The sequence below is a fragment of the Streptacidiphilus anmyonensis genome, from assembly GCF_000787855.1.
In the GTDB taxonomy this organism is placed as follows: domain Bacteria; phylum Actinomycetota; class Actinomycetes; order Streptomycetales; family Streptomycetaceae; genus Streptacidiphilus; species Streptacidiphilus anmyonensis.
Map to the genome: position 1 here is coordinate 36,372 of NZ_BBPQ01000006.1, position 21,574 is coordinate 57,945.

Here is a 21,574-nt window from a genome sequence, read left to right on the forward strand (position 1 = left end):
TTTCGTGATCACGAACCGATCATGACCGCGAAGTAAAGCTTGGATTTGAAACGGAATGTCCCATTTCTATGCGAGCGCTTCTCGAGCGCTGTGCCGTAGCGCTGGTGCCCAGGCGGCGCCGGAGCAGCGTGGCGAGCGTGGTGCCGTTCTCGTAGCCGACCTTGCGGGCGACCGCGTCCAGCGGGAGATCCGTGGTCCGCAGCAGGTGGACCGCCTGTTCCAGGCGGATCTGCTGGGCGAAGCGGATCGGCGTCACCCCGAGCGCGGCGCGTACGGCGCGCTGCAACGTGCGCTCGCTGACGCCGAGTTCACGGGCGACGTCGGCGAGCCGGAGCGGCTCGTCCAGGCGGCCGCGCAGACGGCGTTCGAAGGCGTCCACCAGCGGGTCGGTCCGGGCGAGATGGCCAGGCAGGGCGTAACCGGCCTGGCTGGGGCGGGAGTCCAGGACGAGGTAGCGGGACGTCAACTCGGCCAGCGCCGGGCTGGTGGCGCGGACCAGCGCCAGGGCGAGGTCGAGGTGCGCGAGCGCCGCCCCGGCGGTGGTCACCTCGGGGGGGGACGACCATCCGACTCTCGTCCAGCTCGACGCGCGGATAGCGCTTGCGGAAGGCCGGCGCGAGCCACCAACTCGTCGTCGCCGGAAGGCCGTCCAGGGCGCCGGCCTCGGCCAGGACGAACGTGCCCGCGCACGCCGCCGCCAGCCTCGCGCCCTGCGCGCTGGCCGCGCGCACCGCCTCCAGGGCCGGCTCGGCGGCGGGTGAGGCGATCCATTCGGTCAGCCGTTCGGCGCGCGGCTGCCAGAGGCCCGGCACCACCAGCAGATCCGGCGTCCCGGCCTCGGCGGCGGGCACCGCGTCCACGGTGTGGCCGGCGGCCGTGCGGACGGCCGTGCTTCCGTCGGGTCGCATGCACCGCACCCGCCATGCGGGCGGCGGGGCGGCGAGCTCGCCGCGCAGGGCGTCGGCGGTGCGCAGCACGTCGAGCACGGCGGCCAGCCCCGAGTCGAAGACCTGGTCGACCACCAGGACGGAGACCCTCATGTCGGAAACGGTAACGGACACGCCGGATCCGCCACTGCGATGGGGCGGGTGCGCGGCCGTAGCGTGGGCGGCGGGCGCGGACCACCCGTCCCGTCCGTCCCTACCGTCCGTCCTGTGCTTCTGTGAGGAGTCCGTCGTGCCCGCTTTCACCGATCCCGCCGGCACCCGCCTCGGCTACCTGGTGCGCTTCGAGGCGAAGCCCGAGTGCGCCGAGGAGTTCGGCGAACTGCTGCGCGGCGCCGCGCTCGAACTCGCCCGGGAGGAGGAGGGCACCACGGTCTGGTTCCCGCTCCGGCTCGGGCCCACCAGCTTCGCCGTCTTCGACGCCTTCCCCGACGAGGCCGCCCGGCAGGTCCACCTGCACGGCCGTATCGCGGACCTCCTGCGCGAGGAGGGCCCGAGGCTGCTCGCGTCGCGGGTGGACGTCCAGCCCGTGGACGTCCTGGCAGCGAAGCTGCCCTGACCGGCGGTCGACCGGGCTCCCGTCTGGCGGTTGTCGGTGCCGCCTGCTGTAATAGGCACATGGCTAGTTCATCTCTTACAGCAACGCTCAATGCGGGCGCCGCCGACATCGACGCCGCGCTCGGCCGTCCCCTCGCCTCCGTCGTCACGGACTGGGTCTCGGGGTGGGTCGTCTCACGCCAGGCGTCCGAACCGGTGGCGCGGTCATGGGGCTGGACGATCGACGTCGGACAGGTGGACCAGGTGGCCCGGCACGTCGTCGTCGACGCCGACGAGCGGCGCGTGCGGCAGGCGGCCGACCAGGCGCGGGCGGAGGGCTGGTGGCTCAAGGTGTTCCTGCCCGAGCCGTGCGAGGAGCCGGAGGCGCAGGTCGGCTCGTGGCTCGGTCCGGGCTGGGCCTTCGACGCGGCGGCGTTCCTGATGACCGTCGACCTGGAACCGGCCCAGACGACTGCGGCCCGGGCGTTGCCGCACGGCTACGAGCTGCGCACCTGGATCCGCGGCGGCGTCGTGCGGGCCCTGGTCGCCGCGCCGGACGGCTCGCTCGCCGCGCGCGGCCAGGCCGGCCTGGCGGGCGACGTCGCGGTCCCCGACCAGATCCGCACCTTCCCGGCCCACCAGCGCCGCGGCCTCGGCTCCGTGGTCATGCGCGCCCTCCAGCGGGAGGCGCGAACCGCCGGCGCCACGCGCGCCGTCCTCGGCGCCTCCCCGGCCGGCCGCGCGCTGTACGAGTCCCTGGGCTGGCGCACGGTCACTGGCTTCGCCAGCATCTACCGGACCACCGCCGACGCGTGACCAGGCATGCCTAGGTGAACGGACCGGCCAACAGCGAGGATGCGAAGTCCGGAAGCGGCACCCCGTGCGCGTCACGCCGGTGACGCGTCCTCAGCACCCGCACATCGCTCTGACGCGAACCATCGCCCGAGAGGTAGGCGGCACGCTCCTGTTCGTCCAGCCTGGCACATTCGGCGCATGTCTCCTGCAGCTCATTCATGCCTGGATCGTGGCCCGTGCGCCGGGACCTTTCTCCCCACCGGTGAGAGACGGTCGGGCTGTCTCGGGTCTAGTGTCGGAGACGGCCCAGAAGTCCAGTGCGAGGGGACTGACGTTGAACGGTGCGCTTCGTTCAGCGATGGATGACGCTGGGGTGACCACCCGCCAACTCGCGTACCGGGTAGGGGTATCGCCCAAGCAGGTGGAACGATGGTTGAGCAACGCGGATCTCATGCCCCACGCGAGGAACAGGGCGGACGCCTGCGCCGCACTTGGAGTCGATGAAGAGATGTTGTGGCCGAAGGCAGTACAGGAGAGGGTCAAGACCGGCAGCGACCGGGAGTTGCTGCACAGCTACCCCTACCGGTCCGCCTGCCCGTCCACGGTCTGGGCGGATCTGACCGAGAAGGCGAGTGAGGACCTGTTCCTCGCCGGCTACACGAACTACTTCTTCTGGACGCAGGTGCCGCACTTCGCCGACACGATCCGGCGCAAGGCGGGGTCGGGGTGCCGGGTGCGCTTCCTGCTCGGCGATCCGGACGGCGAGATCACCCGCCAGCGTGAGCAGATCGAGGACGTGGCTCTGTCGGTCTCCACACGCATCCGGATCACGCTGGAGAACCTTGACCGCTTGGGCCCGCTGGAAGGTGTGGAGGCACGTTTCTCCGCGCCGCTGGACGCCGTCAACCACGTGAGCCTGTCCGTCTTCCGCTTCGACGGCGAGGCTCTTGTCACGCCGCATCTGGCGCGTTTCGTCGGCCATGACTCCCCGCTGCTCCATCTGCGTCGCCAGAGCAGCGGCGGGATGTTCGACCGCTTCACTGAGCATGCGGAGGAGCTGTGGAGCCGCGCTGTACCTGTGCGGCAGTGACAGGAGTGCCGTCGGCTCGCAGGGATCAGGGCGCGGGGACGAGGTCCTGGGTCTCGCCCGGGTAGGGGGTGAGGCTCGGGCGCTTGGCCGGGCGGTTGTCGCCGCTGGAGCGGCCGGTGAGGCGGCGGCCGATCCAGGGCAGGACGTGGACGCGGATCCAGCGCAGGTCCGCGCTCAGCTTGGCGAGGCGGGGGACCGGCGCGGCCGGCGGGAGGGGCTCGCGCCAGTCGAAGGAGGGCGGGTAGCCGAGCGCCTGCAACACGCCCTCGGCGACGCGGCGGTGGCCCTCGGCGGAGAAGTGCAGCCGGTCCTCGGCCCACATGCGCGGGTCGTCGAAGGCGGGGACGTGGAAGAGGTCCACCACGACGATGTTGTCGTGCCGGGCCGCGAAGTCGCGGACGAAGCCCTGCAACCGCAGGATCTGCGGCATGATCCGGGCGCTGCCCCGCATCCGGCGGCTCGGGTCGACGCTGAAGAACATCACGACCTGCCGGGCCTCCGCGGCGACCCGCTGGGCGAGCGCGGCGAGCGTGCGCTCGACGTGGTCGATGTCGCATCCGGGGCGCATCACGTCGTTGAGGCCCCCCGCCAGGGTCACCAGCTCGCCGCCGAGGGCGACCGCCGCGTCGCCCTGCTCGTCGGCGATCTGTCCGATGAGCTTGCCCCGCACCGCGAGGTTGGCGTACCGGAAGCCGCCCTCCGCGTCGGCGGACAGCCGCTCGGCCACGCGGTCGGCCCAGCCACGGTAGTGGCCGTCCGGGAGGACGTCGTCGCACATGCCCTCGGTGAAGGAGTCGCCGAGGGCGACCATGCTGCGGAAGCGAGGCGGTCGGTTCATAGTGCAACGATTCTAGGGCCGCGGATTCCGCGCGGAAACGCCAGGGGCGCGGGGAGCGCCCCGCGCCTCTGGCGTCCCCCCTGCCCCTGCCGTCCCGCACGTCGCGGTTCCGCACGTCGCCGTCCAGCGGGGCGCGTGGTCTCACTCGGTCCGCAGCGCCGTCGCCGTCCGGGCGCGGGCCGCCCAGACCGCCGGGGCGAGGGCGCCCAGTGCGGCCAGCACCAGGCCGCCGGCCAGCAGGGACAGCAGCAGCGGTGGGCCGTAGACGTCGAGGTCGACGCCGGGGACCGCGGTGCCCGCCGCGCCCGCCATCGCGGGCAGCACGGTGCGCTGCAGCAGGATGCCGAGGGGAACGCCCACCAGGCCCGCGGCCAGCCCGGTCAGCGCGACCGAGGCGAGCACCATGCCCACCGTCTGACGCGGCTTCAGGCCGAGGGCCTTCAGCACGCCCAGGTCGTGGACCCGTTCGCGGGTGTCCAACAGGACGGTGTTGAGCACGCCCAGACCGGCCACCGTCACGAGCATCAGCGTCAGGAGTGTGGCCAGGGTGTCCATGGAGAGCACGACGATGCTGATCATCGGAGTGTTCGGCATGGCCGTGAGCCCGTGGCGGGACAGCACGCGGTTGACGCTGTCGCTGTAGGCGGCCGCGTCGGTCCCCTGCCGGAGCTCCACCGCGAACTGCGTTGCGTCCGGCACGACCGGCAGCGCCAGCGGAGTGAGCGAACCCGCGCCCGTCAGCAGCTCGTTGTGCAGCGACAGCACCTCGCCGACCAGCTTGACCGGCGCGCCGCGGCCGTTCGCGGTCAGCGTCACCGTGTCGCCTACGTGGAGGCCGTACGCGGTGAGGAAGGCCTCGGGGGCCACGGCTTCGCCGGGGCCGCTGAACCAGCGGCCGGCGACGAGTTGGAGGGCAGCCCAGGAGGAGTCGCCCGAGTAGGCGATGACCTGCGTCTGCCCGGCGTGTCCGGCCACGCCCGTGCGGGCCGTGGAGATCTCGGTCCAGCTCCGCGTGCCCGGCTGGGCGGCGAGGGCACGGCCGGTCGCGGCCAGGTCCGCGGCGGTGACCAGGCGGGGCCGGGCACCGCTTCCGGGCGCCGGGAAGGGCATGACCTGCACCGCTCCCGGCATCTCCTGACTCAGCCCCTGCTGCACCTGGTTCAGGGCTAGAGCGAGCCCGATCCCGAACGTGACGCCGATCGTGCCGAGCACGACGGCCGCCATCGTGGTGGCCGAACGGGCGGGGCGGCCCAGCGGCAACGCCAGCCCGAGCGTCAGCCAGCGCGGCAGCGGCAGTCGGGAGGCGAGCCCGTGCGCGGAGCGGCCGAAGCGCCCCGCCTGCTCGGTGCGGCCCACCGCCAGCGCCTCGACCGTGCGCAGCCGTCCGGCCCGACGCGCGGGCACCAGGGCGGCTCCGGCCACGGCCGCCAGCACACCGAGCGGCACGACCAGGTCCAGCCAGAACGGGACGCCGAGCGTGACGCTGTGCAGTGCCTTGTCGGCGACGCCCATGACCGGGATCGAGAGCAGGTTCCCGAGCAGCACGCCGGCCGCCGCGCCCGTCCCGGCCGGGATCAGCGCCTGGCCGAGATAGGCCCGGACGACCTGGGCGGGGGTGAAGCCGAGCGCTTTCAGGATCCCGATCCGGCGGCGGCCCGCCGTGACCGCGCCGCTGACCACCACGCCGATGACCAGCAGCGACATGCACAGCCCGAGCACCCCGAAGGCGACCAGGAACGGCACGAACGTCCCCGAGGTGCGGTTCGCCTGCTGCTCCGCGTCCAGGTACGAGGCGGAGCCGACCATCGCCTGGGCGGGCAGGACCGCCGAGACGGCGGCGCGGTCGGTCTCGAGCTCCGCGCGCGTCCCGGCGTGGGCGAAGCGGTAGAGCATCTGCTGCTGCGGGACGGTTCCCGGCGGCGTCAGCGCCGGGATCTCCTGCGGTGCCACCCATCCGTCGGCGGTGCCGGTCACGGACGAGGCGAGGCCCACGACGCGCAGCAGCGGACGTCCCGGCAGGTCGGGGAAGACCATGGTGTCGCCGATGTCGAGCGGCGAGTCGCCGTCCGGCAGCACGATCTGGCCGGGGCCGGTCAGCCAGTGCCCCACGGTGACCCGCAGGTCGTCCAGCGGGCCGTCGATCGGGCGGCCGACCACCGTCGTCGTGTCCAGCGGGTCGCCCGCCGGCATGAACCGGTTGCCGGCGCCGACGCGCGGGTGCAGCGTCAGGGCCGGGTAGGGACCGGCGGTCCCGGTCACGCCCGCGACGTGGGCCGTGGCCGCGAGCTGCTCCGCGCCGACGGCGGACCCGTCGAAGTCCGCGGACAGGTGCGCGCCGTGCTGTGCGGTGAAGGCGCGCTGGTAGGGGCCCTGCGAGTCGAGCAGCAGCCCGCCCGCGAGGACGGAGGCGGTGACGGCGGTCATCGTCGTGAGTGCCATCACCAGGGTCTGCACGCGCTTCCGCCCCATGCCCGCGCGGACGACGCGCCCGAGCGGGCTCTGCCGACCGGCGCGTCCGCTGCGCTCCTTCCGGCTCACCGGGCCACCGCCACCGGCGAGTTGCGCACGTCCCGGGTCAGCCGCCCGTCGACCAGCTCGATGACGCGGGTGGCGCACTGCGCGGCCAGGCCGGTGTCGTGGGTGACCAGGACCAGCGTGCGGCCCTCCGCGACCAGGGCGCCGAGCAGTTCGCGCACCTCGGCGGCGGACGCGCTGTCCAGGGCGCCGGTCGGCTCGTCGGCCAGCAGCAGCGGCGGGTTGTTCATCAGGGCGCGTGCCACCGCGACGCGTTGGCGCTGGCCGCCGGAGAGCGTGCCGGGGTAGTCCCGGGCATGGCGCACGATGCCCAGGCGCGTCAGCAGACCGTTCGCCCGCTCGCGCGCCTCCGCCTTTGGGACGCCTGCGAGTTGGGCGGGGATCAGCACGTTGTCCTCGACGGTCAGGTCGTCGAGCAGGTTGAAGAACTGGAAGACCATGCCGATCCGCTCGCGCCGGTAGCCGGCGAGCGCGGCCTCGCCGAGCGCGTGGACGGCGGTCCCGGCCACCCGCACCGTGCCGCGGCTCGGGCGGTCCAGCCCCGCGATCAGGTTCAGCAGCGTGGACTTGCCGCTTCCGGAGGGCCCCAGCACGGCGAGCGCCTCACCGGCCGCCACCTCCAGGGAGAGGTCGGCGAGAGCGGGTCGGGCTTCTGACGCGGCGTAGGTCTTGCTGACATCGCGGATCTCGATGATCGGCGCGGACACGGGTCCTCCGGTACGACGGACGGGGAATGACTGACAGCAACCGAAGTTACGAACCGGCAGGTCACGGCCGACATACGGTTGGGCGGTCAAACGGGGGTGTATCCAGGTACACCCCACGTCCGGTGTCCACGCCCAGCGACGCGGGAACCGGTCCGTGGGCAGACTGGGCGTCGATCGTCACCGAACCGTGGAGAGCGACCATGAACCCAGCACCGGGGGCCGAACGCCACCTCGTCGAACCCTCCGCCGGCCTCCGGCCGGGGGCGCTCCGGTCCGAGCCGGGTGCCGACCCCGTGCCCGCCGCGACGATCGCATCGCGGCGCACGCGCACGCTGCTGGCGCCGTTCCGGCTCACCTACCTGCTCGCGCTGACGGCGGGCGGCGTCGCCGCGCTGGCCGGTGGCCCGGTGCTGGTGGCGCGCCACCTCCTGGCCGGCACGCCCTACGCGCCCAGCGACCACCTCCACCTCTACTTCGGCCTGTTGGTCACGATGGTCCCGTGCCTGGTCTGGGGTGCGGCGTGGGCCAGCGGCGGCGGTGGACGCGCGGCGGGCGCGGTGCTCACCCTGCCGGGGGTGCTGGCGTGCGCGGCGGCCACCTTCTACCACGGCGAAACGCCCGGCGGTGATCACGGGGTCGTGCTGCTGGCTCCGATCCTGGCGCTCGTCGGTGTGTTCGCGGCGCGCTGGGTGGCCTCCGAGCAGCGGCGGCTCGTCGGACGCTGGTCCGGCACACCCGTCCACACCCCCTACCGCCCGCTGTCCGACGCCGAGCCCGGTCGACGGTGGTCGCGGCCGGGGGCCGCGATCGCGGGCTGGGTGACCGACCCCGCGCTGTGGCGCGATGTCGCATGGGCCCTGGGCTCCGGCGTGGTCGCGGCGGTCGGCTTGGGCTTCCTGGCCCTCTCCCCGTGGCTCTTCGACCAGCTGGGCCCCGGCGGGGAGTTCGCCAAACCCGTGGTCCTGTACGGGCTGGCCCTGATGATGTCACCGGCCCTGGTGCTGTGGGGTGCGCCGGTGGTGCTGAACCTGCACGCCCAGGCCGCACGGGCGTTGATCGGTCCCTCCCGTGAGCGCGAACTCGCGGCCCGGGTACGGCATCTGTCCGAGACGCGGGCGGAGAGCATCGACCACAGCGCGGCCGAGCTGCGCCGCATCGAACGGGACCTGCACGACGGCGCCCAGGCCCGCCTCGTCGCCCTCGGCATGGCGCTCAACGCGGCCGAGCAGCTCTTCGAGACCGACCCGACCGCCGCCCGCGCGCTGGTGACGGAGGCCAAGGGCGCGTCCGCGAAGGCGCTGGGCGAGCTGCGCGACCTGGTCCGCGGGATCCACCCGCCCGTCCTCGCCGATCGCGGGCTCGTCGACGCGGTGCAGGCACTGGTGCTGGACCTGCCACTGCACGTCCAGGTCAGCGGTGATCTGGACGCCCGGCCGCCGCAGGCGGTGGAGTCAGCGGCGTACTTCGCCGTCAGCGAGCTGCTGGCCAACACGGTCAAGCACGCCCAGGCACGCCATGGTTGGATCGAGATCGGCCATACTGACGGGATGCTGCGGATCGTCGTCACCGACGACGGCCACGGCGACGCCGATCCGGCCCGGGGGAGCGGGCTGCGCGGCATCGAGCGCAGGCTGGCCGCCTTCGACGGCGTCCTCGCCCTCAGCAGCCCGGTCGGCGGACCCACCATCGCGAGTCTGGAGATCCCTTGCGCGTCGCCATCGCCGAAGACCTCTTCCTCCTCCGCGACGGGCTGACGAGGCTGCTCCAGGCGCACGGCATGGAGGTCACCGCGGCGGTCGAGAGCGGCGAGGAACTACTGGAGGCGGTGCGGAAGGACCGGCCCGACGTCGCGGTCGTCGACGTCCGCCTGCCGCCCACCTTCACCGACGAGGGTCTGCGCGCCGCGCTGACCGCACGTCAGGAGATGCCGGGCCTGTCGGTGCTGGTGCTCTCCCAGTACGTCGAGCAGCTCTACGCCCGCGAGTTGCTGGCCGACGGGAGCGGAGGCGTCGGCTACCTGCTCAAGGACCGGGTACTGGACGGGACCCAGTTCGTCGACGCCGTGCGGCGCGTGGCCGCGGGCGGCACCGCGATGGACCCGGAGGTGATCGGGCGGCTGCTGACGCACAACTCGGCCGCCGGGCCCGTCGCTTCGCTCACCCCGCGCGAGCGCGAGGTCCTCGCGCTGATGGCGGAGGGCCGCTCCAACGCGGCCATCGCGCAGCAACTGGTCATCACCGAGCGGGCGGTGGCCAAGCACACCGCCTCGATCTTCGTCCGGCTCGACCTGCAGCCCTCCGACGACGACAACCGCCGGGTGCTGGCGGTGCTGGCCTACCTCAACGGCTGAGCGGTCGCGGCGGCGCGGCGCGGGGGCGCGGGGCTTCAGTCTCCGGCCGGGCGGCTGAGGTGGACGCTGCCGAGCTTCGCCGCGCGGGTGGCGGGCCCGTTCACGTACCAGCCGAGCGGGGCGGCCAACTCGGCCGGTCGTGTCGCGCGGCTTCCGCTCGTCTCCCACGGACCGGCCTCCCCGTTGACCGCCGGTCAGCACAGCCGCCGGTCAACGGGGTTCCTCGGCCCGGTCAGGCCTCCGCGATGGTGGAGGTCACCGGCGTGCCCAGTTCGACGGTCCGGCTGACGGTGCAGAGGCGGTCGTGGGAGGTCTTCACCGCGCGCGGCAGGATCGCGCGGGCGCGGTCCCCGGCCTCGCCCTCGGGGAAGCTGACGCGAAAGGTGACGGCCAGGTTCGTCATGTGCTGACCGTCCTCGTCGCTGACCTTGTCGCCCTGCACGGAGACGGTGAACTCCACCGGCTCCGCGTGGCGGCTGGTCGCGATGTCGGCGTCGACCGCGGTGCAGCCGCCGATCGCCGCGAGCAGCAGCTCGACCGGGGTGAACTCGGATTCGCCGGTGGAGCCGAAGGTGATGCTGCCGCCGCGGACGTTGGTCGCCGTGTAACGGCCCGCGCTGGTGCGCTCGATCCGGACGGAACGCAGGGTGTCGTCGCTCATGACGACGACACTATGCGATCACCGCCGGTGGGGCGCGGAGGGTCAGGGCCTGCCGACCGGACGGACGTCCCGGTGCTGCGCCGCGAGGGCGACGTACCACTCGGAGTTGAGCTTGAGGTTGGCCCGCTCCTCGTCGGTCAGCTCACGCCGGACCTTCGCCGGGACGCCCGCGACGAGCGAACCCGGGGGCACCTGCATGCCCTGCGGCACCAGCGCGTTCGCCGCGACCAGTGAGCCGGCGCCGATCGTCGCGCCGTTCAGCACGGTGGCGCCCATGCCGATCAGGCAGCCGTCCTCGACCGTGCAACCGTGCAGCACGGCGTTGTGCCCGACGGACACCCCCGCCCCGACCCGCACCGGGAAGCCGAAGTCCGCGTGCGCGGAGCAGTTGTCCTGCACGTTGCTGTCGGGACCGATGCTGATCGCCTCGCAGTCGCCGCGCAGCACCGCGCCGTACCAGACGCTCGCGCCGGGGGCGAGCTTCACGTCGCCCAGCACGGTGGCGTTGACGGCGACGAAGGCGGTGTCGTTGATCTCGGGCGTGCGCCCGGCGACGGACGCCACCAGCGGGGCGGGACCGGGGACGGGCGAGTGGACGGCGGGGGACTGCGGGTCGAGCGACTGGGCCATGGGGGCTCCCTTGCGGAGGGTCGGTGCGCGCGGTCGTGCCTGCCTCCGATCCTGCCGGATGTCGTGCGACGGTTCTCGCCCGGGCCCTGTCTAGCCTGGTGGCATGACTCTTCCCGCCGCGATCAGCGTCGTCACGCTCGGCGTCACCGACCTCGACCGGAGCGTCGCCTTCTACCAGGCCCTCGGCTGGCCGCTCTCCTCCGTCTCGCAGCCCGGCACGATCGCTTGGTTCCGCACGGCGGGCGCCACGCTCGGCCTCTTCCCGACCGGGGACCTGGCCGCCGACGCGGGCGTCCCCGAGGGCGGTGAGCCGGTCTTCCGCGAGGTCACCCTGGCCGTCAACCTGGGCAGCCCGGAGGAGGTCGACGCGGCGATGGCCCTCGCGCTCGGCGCCGGCGCGGATCTGGTGAAGGCCCCCGTGACCGCCGAGTGGGGCGGCTACAGCGGCTACTTCGCCGACCCCGACGGCCACCTGTGGGAGCTCGTCCACGCACCGGGCTTCGCGCTCACCGGCGACGGGCGCGTCGACATGCCGGCCTGAACCGGTCGAGACTGGCGGCATGGCTCTCCTCGCCCGCCAGGCCGAGCTCCACCGCTACCGCTTCACCTCCCGCTGGCAGCTCCACGCCGCCTACGAGCACGTCTTCGACGCGCTGGCCGCCCCCCTCGACTACCCCCTGTGGTGGCCGCAGATCATCGAGGTGCGCCAACTGACGCCCGAGAGCGGGCGGATGCGCTTCCGCTCGCTGCTCCCGTACGAACTCCACGTCATGGCCTCCGCCGTACGCAACGACCCCGCGGCGGGCGTCCTGGAGGCGCGCCTGACCGGCGATCTCGAAGGCGTCACCCGCTGGACGGTGACCCGCGCCGGGGAGGGCCGGACCGCCGCCGTCTTCGACGAGGACGTCGAGGTGCGCAAGCCGCTGATGCGCCGGCTCGCCGTGCCCGGAAGACCGGCATTCCGGGCGAACCACGCGTGGATGATGCGCTCCGGACGCCTCGGACTGGCCCGCCACCTGGGCGTCTGCCATTGGTCTTGACCAATGCCCCGGCTGCCCCTATGGTCGCCTTAAAGAAACGTCCTTTAATAAATAAGGGATCGTAATCACGCCCCCCGCCAGCAGGGGGCGCACACAGCCGGAGGCCAGGGTGGGGACCACAGCGACCGCGGCGGTACCGGAGCCGAAGTACTGGCAGCTGCGCACGGTTCTGGTCCGAACCATCGACGAGGAGTTCCGCACCGGCGAGGTGCTCCCCAACGAGCGCGACCTCGCGGCCCGCTTCGGGGTCGCCCGCGCGACCCTGCGCCAGGCCCTGGACCAGCTCGAGCTCGAGGGCCGCCTGGTCCGCCGCCGCGGCATCGGCACCCTGATCGCCGCCCCCCGCATGGGCATCCCCGTCGCCGAGGCGTCCAGCCGCGACACCTGGCGCATCGTCGACTGCGGCATCGGCCCCGCGCCCGCGGCGGTCGCCGCGGCGCTCGGCGTCGCGCCCGGCGAGTCGGCCGAGGTCCACACCGTGCGCCGGGTCCGGATGATGGCCGGTCAGGCCGTCGGCACCGAGACGCTGTTCGTCCCCGCCGCGGTCATGCCCCACGTCCCCGGCTTCCTCGCGGAGTCCAGCAGGGCGCGGGCGGTGCTGAAGCAGTTCCAGGCCCTCCCGGTCGAGGGCGAATCCCGCGCGGTCGAACTCGGCGTCGCCGAGGAGGAGCAGGCCCGCCTCCTGGAGCGCCCTCCGGGCATCCCCGTCCTCGTCCTCACCACGCGCTACGCCGGCGAGGCCGGCAGCACCCTCGCCGTCGCCATCTCCACCTACCGCGCGGACACCTGCAAGCTCACCTTCGGCGACGCGGGCGTGGAGGTCCGGGCCGCGTCCTGAGGATGCGCTCCCGCCGGTAGTGGCGACACGCAGGGGCGCGCGGCTCCGCTGACGGGCGGCTGCTCCGCGTGGGCGCGACAAGCCACGGATGAGCAGAAGCCACCGACGAGCAGATGGTCCTCAAGGTGCGGGGTCATCCGCACGTCGGTGGCTTCCCGCGCGGTGCGCCGTGCCTTGACGCGCCGCCACCACGTGCGGGAGCGGGCTACTGGTCCACCGAGAAGAGCTGCTTCTCCGCGTGGTCGAAAGCCAGCTTCACCGCGCCGATCGCGATCGCCGCGTCGCCCAGCGCGGCCAGCTGGACCTCCGGGGGGCGCAGGCAGAGCCGGCCCAGCTGCTTGCGCAGCGGCTCGACGACGCCGTCGAGGCCGCTGGCCCAGCCGCCGATGACGACGATCTGCGGGTCCATCGCCAGGACCAGCGCGGCGACGTCGCGCACCAGGCGGGCGACGAAGCGGTCGCGGACGTCCATGGCGACGTGGTCGCCCTGCTGAGCCTGGCTCAGCACGCGGGCCACCGCGGCCTCGTCCAGGGGGTCGCGCAGCTTGCTCTCCGTCGTGGAGAGGAGCTGGGAGGGCTCGTCCTCCTGGCCGAGGAGGTGCAGGCTGCCGATCTCGCCCGCCGCGCCGCCGAAGCCGCGGTGGAGGCGGCCGCCGATGAGCGAGCCCGCGCCGGGGCTGAGGCCGGCCAGGACGAAGACGACGTCGCCCATGCCGACGGCCGCGCCCTTCCAGTGCTCGCCGATCGCGGCCAGGTTGGCGTCGTTCTCCACCAGCACCGGGCAGCGGAACGAGCGGCGCAGGCGGTTGGCCAGATCCAGGCCCGTCCAGCCCGGCAGGGCCGTGCCGAGCTGCACCACGCCGTCCGCGTCGACGACGCCCGGCGTGCCGACGCCGACCGCCCACAGCGACTCGCGGGAGATCCCGCCGCGGCGCAGCAGCTCCGCGACGGTGGTGCGGACCAGGGCCAGCCGCTCGTCGGCCTCGGTCGTCTCGTCGATGGGGTGACCGTACGCGCCGAGCGTGCGGCCGCGCAGGTCGGAGATGATGGCGCGGGCGCCATGGGTGCCGATCTCGATGCCGAGCAGATGCCCCGCCTCCGCGCGGAAGCGGAAGTGCCGCGCGGGGCGGCCGCGTTGCCGTACGCCCTCGTCGGCGGCCTCGACCTCGGCGACGAGGCCCGACTCGATCAGGCCCTCGATGACGCCCTCGACGGTGGGCCGGGACAGGCCCGTCTCGCCCACCAGCTGGGTGAGCGTCAGCACGGCTCCGTCGCGAAGAGCCCGCAAGGTCACCGCGGAGTTGATCCGCCGCAGCAGTGAGGAATCACCACCGGTGAGCTGGGCCACTCTCGGTCCTTCCGCGCTTCCCGTGTCCGTGGACGATGTATGGCGGATGGTAGCCGGGGCGGTGAGGCATCGGCGAGCGTCATCGCAGCTCAGTCGGTGCTTCGGTATCAAACGGCAACACTTCGGGGGTGCTTCTCACAGCAGCGCGTACTGGCCCTCCGGGCCTTCCTCCAGGCGGTCCAGCACGGAGGCGGGCCGACGGGCGGCGGCCGGGACCGGGAGGATCCCCGCTTCGTGCAGGTCCGCACGGGTGAACCAGGGGCCGCCGTCGGCGGTGAGCGCGCCTTGGACCGCAGTGAGCTCGGCCAGCAGGGCGAGGGTGGTCGTCAGCTCGATCAGGTCCGTCGTCGCCCGCTGCGGCCAGATCGTGAGGCCCAGCGCGCCGAGCGTCCCGCTGGGCGCGCCCCGGAAGGCGGTGCGGTCGGCGAACCACTCGCGGAGCGTGGGCTCCGCCGCCCAGGCCGAGGGCGGGACCGGCGCGAGCCGTCCCTCGCCGACCAGCAGCGTCTCCTCGTCGGCGTCGTAGCCGAGCTCCAGCGGGTGCCGGTCGACGGGGTTGCGTACGAAGGTCCGCCGGCCGTCCGGGGTGCGTAGCCCGGGACGGGCGTAGGTGTGCAGATCGACGACGCGGCGGCCCAGGGCCACGCCCTCGGTCCAGCTCGCCGCGGAACGCGGCAGCGGCACGGCGTCGCGCGGCGCGTCGGGGCGGGCGCAGACGGCGGCGATCCACGCCAGCACGTCGTCCGCGGTGACGGCGGTGGCGTAGGCGCGGCGCAGGAACCGCAGCAGGCCGGGCGCGAGGTTCGGCTCGCGGCCGTCGGGACGCCGGTGCAGCGGATGGACCCGCACGCGCGGGTCGACGGGCAGCTCCGCGCTGACGGTGAGCGGCGCGGGGCTCGGCTGCCCGTCCGGCTGCACGAGCAGGTAACGCTGCTGCGGGCCGTCGGCGCGCCAGAGCTCGGGGCGCGCCTGGTCCAGCAGCCGCTGGTCGGCGAGCATCCAGGCGCGGTCCAGCGGCCGGTGACGGACCCGCACCAGCGGCGGCTGCTCGCCGGGTTCCCGCGACAGCCGGCGCGTGCTCGTGCGCTGACCGGGCAGTCCGGGGACGGCGGAATCGGGCGTCCGTGCCCGCGAGGGCTCGAACAGCTCCGCCCGCTCGGCCGCGTCCGCGGAGGCCAGGCGGCGCCAACGCTCCTGGAGCACCTCGGGATCGGCGGCGACGACCCACGCCCGACCGGTCCGGACACCGCGCACGGTCCACGGCAGCAGGTCACCGAGGGACGCCGGCGTCTGCTCCCCACCCGAATCGACCACACGGACATGCTAATGCGGTGCTTTCCGCCCCGGGCGGAGTCGCGACGCGGCCCGGGCCCGCCGCGTCGTGGTGCCCAGGCTGGGCTGCCGCGGGCCCGGTCGGCCTGCCGGGCACGCCTCCGTCTGCCTGGCCTGGCCGCCCCCGCTGCCTCCACGGGAGCGTTCGCCCTTGCTCCGACGCCGACGGTCCGACGTCGCCGAACCGGGGCGACCGGCCGCGTGCGTCGCGTCTCGGCTGGTGGAAATCCGGGCGGGCGGCTGGGCGCCGCTGCTTGGGTGGCGGTCGTGGAAGAACTGCGCATACGTACCGCCGAGGTGAGCGACGTCCCCGCCGTCCTCGGCTTCTGGAAGGCCGCCGCCGAAGGAACGAGCGTCAGCGACGACGTCGCCGGGGTGACCTGCCTCGTCGAGCATGACCCCGAGGCGCTGATCCTGGCCGAACGCGGCGGTGAGCTGGTCGGCACGGTCATCGCCGGCTGGGACGGCTGGCGCGCGAGCCTCTACCGGCTGGCCGTCCACCCGGACCACCGGCGTCAGGGCGTCTCCCGGGCGCTGCTCGCCACCGCCCACGCCCGGTTCCTCGCCGTCGGAGGCCGCCGCGCGGACGCGATGGTGCTGGTCGCGAACGAGACGGGGCAGCAGGCCTGGGCGGCCGCCGGGTACGAGCGCGAGGAGCACTGGCGCCGCTGGGTCCGCCCGCTGACCTGAGCCGAGCCGAGCCGACCTGACCTTGAGCTGACGTGAGCCGGGAGGTGCGCGGGCGGTCATCGCGGGCGCTCATCACGGGAGGTGTCGGCTGTCAGTGGCGGGGCGTACGGTCGGGCGTATGGAGGCTCAACTGCCGCACACCCGCCCCGACCTGACCGAGCTGCGCGCCGTCGGCGGCGCGCTGCTGACGTTCCTGGCCGAGCGGCGGGAGCGCGACGCCGTCGTGCCCGACGAGCTCTGGCGGGCTGCGGAGCGGTTCCAGCCGCTGCTCGACGGGATCGATCCGGAGCCGGAGGAGGGCGAGGAGCTCTGGGAGTTGGCGCTCGCCCTGCCCGGTCTGCTGGCGCAGGCCGGCTCGGCCGCAGGTGCCGCAGGTGCCGCAGGCGCGGGAGGCGCGGGAGGCGCGGCAGGTGCCGCGCCGGGCGTCGGCGTCGGATTACTCGTGCGCGATGGCGTCGAGCACGTCGAGCCGCGAGGCGCGTAGCGCCGGACCGAGGGCCGCGAGCAGGCCCACCACCGCCGCGCCGATGACCACCGCGATGATGGTCGACCACGGTATGGCCAGCGACTGGAGCCCCTTGGCCGCGAGCAGTCGCTGCGCCGCCAGCCCCCAGCCGAGCCCCAGCCCGAGGCCGAGCACGGCCCCGAACAGCGCGATGACGACCGCCTCCAGCCGCACCATCCGCCGCAGTTGGGCCCGCCCGAGTCCGATCGCGCGCAGCAGTCCGATCTCCCGGGTCCGCTCGATCACGGACAGCGCCAGGGTGTTCACCACGCCCAGGATCGCGATGATGATGGCGAGCGCCAGCAGCCCGTAGACCAGGTTGAGCAGCAGGTCGATCTGGCCGCGGACCAGCTTCTTGTAGTCCGTCTGGTCGCGCACCTGCACCTGCGGGTCCTTGGCGAGGGCCGTCGTCAGGGCGCTCTTGACCTGCTCCTTGCTCGCGCCCGGCGCGACGTTGACGAACACGATGTCGTCGAGCGCGCCCGGCACGTACTGACGCAGCGTCGAGGACGCGACCACCGGCTCGTCGGCGAGCCCGCCCGGGTTGGTGTCCGTGACGTCGATGCCGCCGACCGTCAGCGTGCCCGCCTTGCCGCTCTGGAAGAGGATCGTGACCGGGCTGCCCAGGTGGAGCCGGTGCGCGTCCGCGTAGTTGGAGCCGATCATGGCGTGGCCGGGCGCGGTTCCGGCGGCGACCGTGCCGGAGCGCATCTCGATGCGCACCACCTTGTCCAGCCCAGGGCCGGTGCCGACCACGACCGTCCTGTCCTGCGTTCCGTCGGCCGCGACGAGCGCGCCGCGCGTCCCCTGGCCGCGGACGACGAGGCCCACGCCCGGCGTGGCCTGGACCGTGTCGGCCACCTCGTCCGGGAAGGGCAGCCCGGTGCTGTTCTGCACGATCAGGTCCGCGCCGATGGTCTTGTCGATCTGCGCGTCGAAGGAGGCCGCCATCGAGGAGCCGACCACCGACAGGGAGGCGACCAGCGCCAAGCCGATCATGAGCGCCGAGGCCGTCGCGCTGGTGCGGCGCGGGTTGCGCAGCGCGTTGCGCTGGCTCAGCGTGCCGACCGGGCCGAAGACCCGTGGGAACCAGCCGCCGACCAGCCGGATCACCGGCGTGGCGAGCACCGGCCCCACGATGATCAGGCCGACGAGGCTGAGCAGGACGCCCGCGCCGAGCAGGATTCCCGCCTGGCCGAGGTCCTTGTCCGTGGCCGCTCCGACCAGCAGACCCGCGGAGACGGCCAGCACCACCAGGCCCACCACGGCCCGGATCCGCAGCGGCGCGCCGCGCCCCGGGGTGTCGGCCTCGCGCAGCGCGGCCATCGGCGAGATCCGCGAGGCGCGTCGGGCCGGCAGGTAGGCCGAGACCGTGGTGGCGATGATCCCCACCGCGTAGGCCGCAACGACCGTCGGCCAGTGGACGGCCAGTTGGCTGCCCTTGAGCACCATGCCACCGCGCGCGATCAGCTTGATCAGCCCGAGCGCCAGGCCCACGCCGAGGAAGAGCCCGAGCGTCGAGCCGATCAGCCCGAGCAGCGCGGCCTCCACCAGGACGGAGCGGTTCACCTGCTCCCGGCTGGCCCCGAGGGCGCGCATCAGCCCGAGCTCCCGCGTGCGCTGCGCGACCAGCATCGAGAAGGTGTTGAGGATCAGCGAGACACCGACCAGCACCGCGATCCCCGCGAAGCCGAGCAGCGCGTCCTTGATCACCGACAGGAAGGTGCCGAGGGTCTGCGCCGCGTCCTTCGCGGTCTGCTCGGCCGTCTTCACGTCGTAGGCGCTGCCGACCACGGGCGCGACCCGGTCGCGCAACTGCTCGTTGCTGACGCCCTTCGCCGCCGTCAGGTCGACGGAGGTGAACACGCCGTCGTGCCCCAGCAGCTTGCGCTGCGCGGTCGCGGTGTCCAGGAAGACGAGCGTGGCGCCCGGGTTGGTGGTGTTGAACGTCGCGATGCCGCTCAACCGCACCGGGAAGCCGCCCGTCGCCCCGATGACGTGCAACTGCTGCCCGAGCACGAGGTGGTGCTTGCTGACGGTGTCGGCGTCGACCACCGCCTGCCCGTCCCCGGAGGGCGCGACGCCGGAGGTGAGGTCGACGGGCGAGTTCGGCCCCGGGCTCCAGTTGATCCCGATGGTCGGCGCGCCGCCGATCGCCCCGATGTCCTTGTTCTTCGCGTCCGTCAGCACGATCCCGGCCATCGCCACCCGCCCGCTGACGCCCGCGACGCCGGGTATGTGCGCGACCTGCGGGATCAGGGAGGCGGGGACGGTCGGGACCGTCCCGGAGAAGTTCTGGTCGTTGCGGCCCGCGACGTCGTTGTGGGCGGTGATGCTGACGTCCGCCGAGGTGGAGCGGAAGAGACGGTCGAAGGTCGAGCCGATGGTGTCGGTGAACATCAGCGTCCCGGCGACGAACGCCACCGAGAGCACCACCGCCAGCATCGACAGGGCGAGGCGCCCCTTGTGGGCGAGGAAGCTGCGCAGCGTCGCCTTCAGCATGGTCGGCTCCTGCTCCCGGCTCTCAGTCCGCGTCCGGCGCGGGCTGCGCGACCGGTCCGCCGCCGCGTACGTCGAAGCGGCGCATCCGTTCCAGCACGGCGTCGGCGGTGGGCCCCTCCAGCCGGTCCACGATCCGCCCGTCGGCGAGGAACAGCACGAGATCGGCGAACGAGGCCGCGTTCGGGTCGTGGGTCACCATGACGACCGTCTGCCCCAACTCGTCCACGCTGCGCCGCAGGAAGCCGAGGACCTCGGCGCCGGAACGCGAGTCGAGGTTGCCCGTCGGCTCGTCCGCGAAGATCAGCTGCGGGCGCGCGGCGAGGGCCCGCGCGACGGCGACGCGCTGCTGCTGCCCGCCCGACAGCTCGTGCGGCCGGTGCCGCAGCCGGTCCCCGAGGTTCAGCGTTTCCACGACCTGCCGCAGCCAGGCGGGGTCCGTCCGGCGCCCCGCGATGTCGCCCGGAAGCGTGATGTTCTCCTCGGCGGTCAGCGTCGGCAGCAGGTTGAACGCCTGGAACACGAACCCGACGCGGTCGCGGCGCAGCCGCGTCAGCGCTTTGTCGCCGAGGCGCGACAGCTCCGTGTCCCCGACCCACACCTCCCCGCCGGTCGGTTTGTCCAGCCCCGCGAGGCAGTGCATCAGCGTCGACTTCCCCGAGCCCGACGGCCCCATGATCGCGGTGAACCGCCCGCCGTCGATCTCCACGTCCACGTGGTCCAGCGCGAGGACGGCGGTGTCACCGCTCCCGTACGCCTTGCTCAACCCCACCGCCCGCGCGGCGGGCTGTCCGCTTGCCGCCATCCTGCCTTCCCCCTAGCCGGCGGGTGGAACAACATCCACACCGAGCGTAGGCCGCTGCCTTCGGGGCGGCATCCGCCGCAGGACCGAGGGAACCCTGAGGGGGAATTCAGGGGGAGGTCGCACTCCCCAGGGGCGCGGGGAGCCGCGCGACAAGCCGCCTACGGCGGAGGCTCCTCATCGGGCAGGGCCATCCCCACAGGCTGCTTTCCCGGGTCGCGTCCAAGCGGCAGAGCCGCACATCGGCAGAGCCTCGCGCCCCTGAGGGAGGGCCCCCTCCCGGCGCCCTGGGTCGCGCAACGTCGCGCGGGGGCGTGTCCGCCCCTACGGGGCCCAGGTGCCGCCGAGGGAGGGGGCGAGGGAGGCGCGGGCGACCGGGAGGAAGGCGGCTGCCGTGACCTCCGGGCCGGCGCAGTGCTCCGGGAGGGCGCCGAGCAGCGGGGCGTCCGCGACGAGGGGGAGGTCCGCGAGGTTGCAGCGCATGGCGAGGTCCGGCTCGGCCGGCCAGCCGCCGATCACCAGGCCGCGCAGCGGGATGCCGCGGGCGCGGAGCGCCTCCGCGGTCAGCTCGGTGAGGTTCAGGGTGCCGAGCCCGGCCGTCACCACGACCAGCGCCTCCGCCGTGTGCCCGAGGGCGGCCAGTTCCGCCGGTACGTCCGCGAGCGACGAGCCCTCGACGTGGAAGCGCACGAGCAGGCCGCCGGCCCCCTCGACGAGCACCAGGTCGTGGGTCTCGGCCAGCCGGGCCGCCTCCGCGGCGACCTCCGCCGGGGTGATCGGCCGCATCCCGGCGCGCGCCGCCGCCGTTCCCGGAGCCAGCGGCTCCGGGAACCGGGCGAGCTCGCTGAAGGTCAGCTCGCCGGCCAGTCGTCGCACGTCCTCCAGGTCGCCGGGCTCGCCCGGCGCCATGCCCGTCTGCGCGGGCTTCATCACGGCGACCTTCCGCCCATCGGCGGCGGCCAGGGCCGCGACCGCCGCCGTGGTGACGGTCTTGCCGATCTCCGTGTTCGTGCCGGTGACCAGGAGGATGGTGCTCACGTCGCGTGTCGCTTTCTCGTAGGGGTGGTCTGACAGGGATGACGCCGAGGGTCAGCCCCTCGCGGGCGGGTGGGGCCGCTCCCGGTCGGGCTCAGCGCGGGCACCGCCCGGCGGGCGGCGCGACCTGGCACCGATCGGACGGTCCGACGGACGTCGCCCGTCTCGCCGCCCAGCGCCCTCGCCGGAGCGCCCACTCGCCGCAGCGTACGGCCCCGGCGTGTGCCGCGGCCGGGCGGCGTCGCGGCCGGTCCGATGGGCATCGGGGATGTGGCCGCCGTGCGCCCAGGCGCGCCGGGCGATGCCCGCACCGCGCCGCCGGATGCGACGCCGCGCGGCGCGCGCGGTGCTCAGCCCGCTGGCTCGTCCGCTCGCTTGCGCAGCGTACGGCCCTAGCG

22 protein-coding genes and 1 pseudogene are annotated in these 21,574 nt (G+C 73.9%); 10 read left to right on the top strand and 13 right to left on the bottom strand.

Annotated features, from left to right (window positions below; translation table 11 throughout):
- Positions 1-19: 19 nt before the first annotated feature.
- Together TR50_RS48565 and TR50_RS48570 are read right to left on the bottom strand one after the other, a co-directional pair.
- Complete coding sequence (locus TR50_RS48565) at positions 20-547, bottom strand: helix-turn-helix domain-containing protein (RefSeq protein ID WP_236654343.1); 528 nt, start codon at positions 545-547, stop codon at positions 20-22.
- A gap of 127 nt (positions 548-674) precedes the next feature.
- A pseudogene (locus TR50_RS48570) lies at positions 675-1,040 on the bottom strand (AraC family transcriptional regulator); the annotation flags it as partial.
- 136 nt (positions 1,041-1,176) lie between these two features.
- Between TR50_RS48570 and TR50_RS08860 the strand changes: the two are divergent.
- Together TR50_RS08860 and TR50_RS08865 are read left to right on the top strand one after the other, a co-directional pair.
- A complete protein-coding gene (locus TR50_RS08860) occupies positions 1,177-1,503 on the top strand; it encodes a putative quinol monooxygenase (protein ID WP_042417235.1) in 327 nt (108 codons plus the stop codon).
- A gap of 59 nt (positions 1,504-1,562) precedes the next feature.
- Positions 1,563-2,297 carry a GNAT family N-acetyltransferase gene (locus TR50_RS08865; RefSeq protein WP_084699968.1) on the top strand — a complete coding sequence of 245 codons (735 nt, stop codon included), beginning with the start codon at positions 1,563-1,565 and terminating at the stop codon, positions 2,295-2,297.
- A 10-nt stretch (positions 2,298-2,307) separates the two neighbouring features.
- Here the strand turns inward: TR50_RS08865 and TR50_RS45380 are convergent, their stop codons facing one another.
- Positions 2,308-2,496 carry a hypothetical protein gene (locus TR50_RS45380; protein ID WP_152648317.1) on the bottom strand — a complete coding sequence of 63 codons (189 nt, stop codon included), beginning with the start codon at positions 2,494-2,496 and terminating at the stop codon, positions 2,308-2,310.
- 288 nt (positions 2,497-2,784) lie between these two features.
- Here TR50_RS45380 and TR50_RS08870 point away from each other — a divergent pair, with 288 nt between their 5' ends.
- Positions 2,785-3,366, top strand: a complete 582-nt coding sequence (locus tag TR50_RS08870; protein ID WP_042417238.1) for a hypothetical protein — start codon at positions 2,785-2,787, stop codon at positions 3,364-3,366.
- A 25-nt stretch (positions 3,367-3,391) separates the two neighbouring features.
- On the opposite strand, the gene TR50_RS08875 is transcribed toward TR50_RS08870, so the two are convergent.
- The 3 genes from TR50_RS08875 to TR50_RS08885 form a co-directional block, all read right to left on the bottom strand.
- Positions 3,392-4,204 (bottom strand): SGNH/GDSL hydrolase family protein, encoded by an 813-nt coding sequence (locus tag TR50_RS08875; protein ID WP_042417241.1) that lies wholly within the window; start codon positions 4,202-4,204, stop codon positions 3,392-3,394.
- A gap of 141 nt (positions 4,205-4,345) precedes the next feature.
- The gene (locus TR50_RS08880; protein WP_369405708.1) at positions 4,346-6,742 is read right to left on the bottom strand and encodes an FtsX-like permease family protein; all 2,397 of its coding nucleotides are present in this window, start codon (positions 6,740-6,742) and stop codon (positions 4,346-4,348) included.
- Positions 6,739-7,446, bottom strand: coding sequence for an ABC transporter ATP-binding protein (locus tag TR50_RS08885; protein ID WP_042417244.1), 708 nt, complete (start codon positions 7,444-7,446; stop codon positions 6,739-6,741). Before TR50_RS08885 ends, TR50_RS08880 begins: the two co-directional genes overlap by 4 nt.
- Positions 7,447-7,646: 200 nt before the next feature.
- Here TR50_RS08885 and TR50_RS48125 point away from each other — a divergent pair, with 200 nt between their 5' ends.
- Together TR50_RS48125 and TR50_RS08895 are read left to right on the top strand one after the other, a co-directional pair.
- Positions 7,647-9,200 carry a sensor histidine kinase gene (locus TR50_RS48125; RefSeq protein ID WP_052440860.1) on the top strand — a complete coding sequence of 518 codons (1,554 nt, stop codon included), beginning with the start codon at positions 7,647-7,649 and terminating at the stop codon, positions 9,198-9,200.
- The gene (locus TR50_RS08895) at positions 9,152-9,796 is read left to right on the top strand and encodes a response regulator (RefSeq protein WP_042417247.1); all 645 of its coding nucleotides are present in this window, start codon (positions 9,152-9,154) and stop codon (positions 9,794-9,796) included. The genes TR50_RS48125 and TR50_RS08895 overlap by 49 nt, the downstream gene beginning before the upstream one ends.
- Before the next feature lie 232 nt (positions 9,797-10,028).
- Here TR50_RS08895 and TR50_RS08900 read toward each other — a convergent pair whose 3' ends face one another.
- On the bottom strand, positions 10,029-10,457 hold the full coding sequence (locus TR50_RS08900) for an OsmC family protein (RefSeq protein ID WP_042417250.1): 429 nt from the start codon (positions 10,455-10,457) through the stop codon (positions 10,029-10,031).
- 42 nt (positions 10,458-10,499) lie between these two features.
- Positions 10,500-11,087, bottom strand: coding sequence for a gamma carbonic anhydrase family protein (locus tag TR50_RS08905; protein WP_084699970.1), 588 nt, complete (start codon positions 11,085-11,087; stop codon positions 10,500-10,502).
- Positions 11,088-11,190: 103 nt separating this feature from the next.
- On the opposite strand from TR50_RS08905, the gene TR50_RS08910 reads away from it, so the two are divergent.
- The 3 genes from TR50_RS08910 to TR50_RS08920 all read left to right on the top strand — a co-directional run bounded on the left by TR50_RS08910 (position 11,191) and on the right by TR50_RS08920 (position 12,965).
- Positions 11,191-11,628, top strand: coding sequence for a VOC family protein (locus TR50_RS08910; protein WP_042417253.1), 438 nt, complete (start codon positions 11,191-11,193; stop codon positions 11,626-11,628).
- 19 nt (positions 11,629-11,647) lie between these two features.
- Positions 11,648-12,127: an SRPBCC family protein gene (locus TR50_RS08915; RefSeq protein ID WP_042417256.1), complete on the top strand. Its 480-nt coding sequence runs from the start codon at positions 11,648-11,650 to the stop codon at positions 12,125-12,127.
- A gap of 109 nt (positions 12,128-12,236) precedes the next feature.
- Positions 12,237-12,965: a GntR family transcriptional regulator gene (locus tag TR50_RS08920; protein WP_042417258.1), complete on the top strand. Its 729-nt coding sequence runs from the start codon at positions 12,237-12,239 to the stop codon at positions 12,963-12,965.
- A 205-nt stretch (positions 12,966-13,170) separates the two neighbouring features.
- On the opposite strand, the gene TR50_RS08925 is transcribed toward TR50_RS08920, so the two are convergent.
- Complete coding sequence (locus TR50_RS08925; protein ID WP_042417260.1) at positions 13,171-14,313, bottom strand: ROK family protein; 1,143 nt, start codon at positions 14,311-14,313, stop codon at positions 13,171-13,173.
- A gap of 135 nt (positions 14,314-14,448) precedes the next feature.
- Positions 14,449-15,627, bottom strand: coding sequence for a type ISP restriction/modification enzyme (locus TR50_RS08930; RefSeq protein WP_042417263.1), 1,179 nt, complete (start codon positions 15,625-15,627; stop codon positions 14,449-14,451).
- Positions 15,628-15,912: 285 nt separating this feature from the next.
- Between TR50_RS08930 and TR50_RS08935 the strand changes: the two genes are divergently transcribed.
- A complete protein-coding gene (locus TR50_RS08935) occupies positions 15,913-16,335 on the top strand; it encodes a GNAT family N-acetyltransferase (RefSeq protein WP_042417711.1) in 423 nt (140 codons plus the stop codon).
- A gap of 118 nt (positions 16,336-16,453) precedes the next feature.
- A complete protein-coding gene (locus tag TR50_RS08940; protein WP_042417267.1) occupies positions 16,454-16,819 on the top strand; it encodes a hypothetical protein in 366 nt (121 codons plus the stop codon).
- Here the strand turns inward: TR50_RS08940 and TR50_RS08945 are convergent.
- The 3 genes from TR50_RS08945 to bioD form a co-directional block, all read right to left on the bottom strand.
- Positions 16,772-19,342: an ABC transporter permease gene (locus TR50_RS08945; protein WP_042417269.1), complete on the bottom strand. Its 2,571-nt coding sequence runs from the start codon at positions 19,340-19,342 to the stop codon at positions 16,772-16,774. The genes TR50_RS08940 and TR50_RS08945 overlap by 48 nt on opposite strands.
- Before the next feature lie 22 nt (positions 19,343-19,364).
- Entirely contained in the window at positions 19,365-20,144 is a 780-nt protein-coding gene (locus tag TR50_RS08950) for an ABC transporter ATP-binding protein (RefSeq protein WP_042417272.1), read from the bottom strand.
- 321 nt (positions 20,145-20,465) lie between these two features.
- Positions 20,466-21,179: a dethiobiotin synthase gene (gene bioD / locus TR50_RS08955; RefSeq protein WP_042417276.1), complete on the bottom strand. Its 714-nt coding sequence runs from the start codon at positions 21,177-21,179 to the stop codon at positions 20,466-20,468.
- Positions 21,180-21,574: the final 395 nt, after the last annotated feature.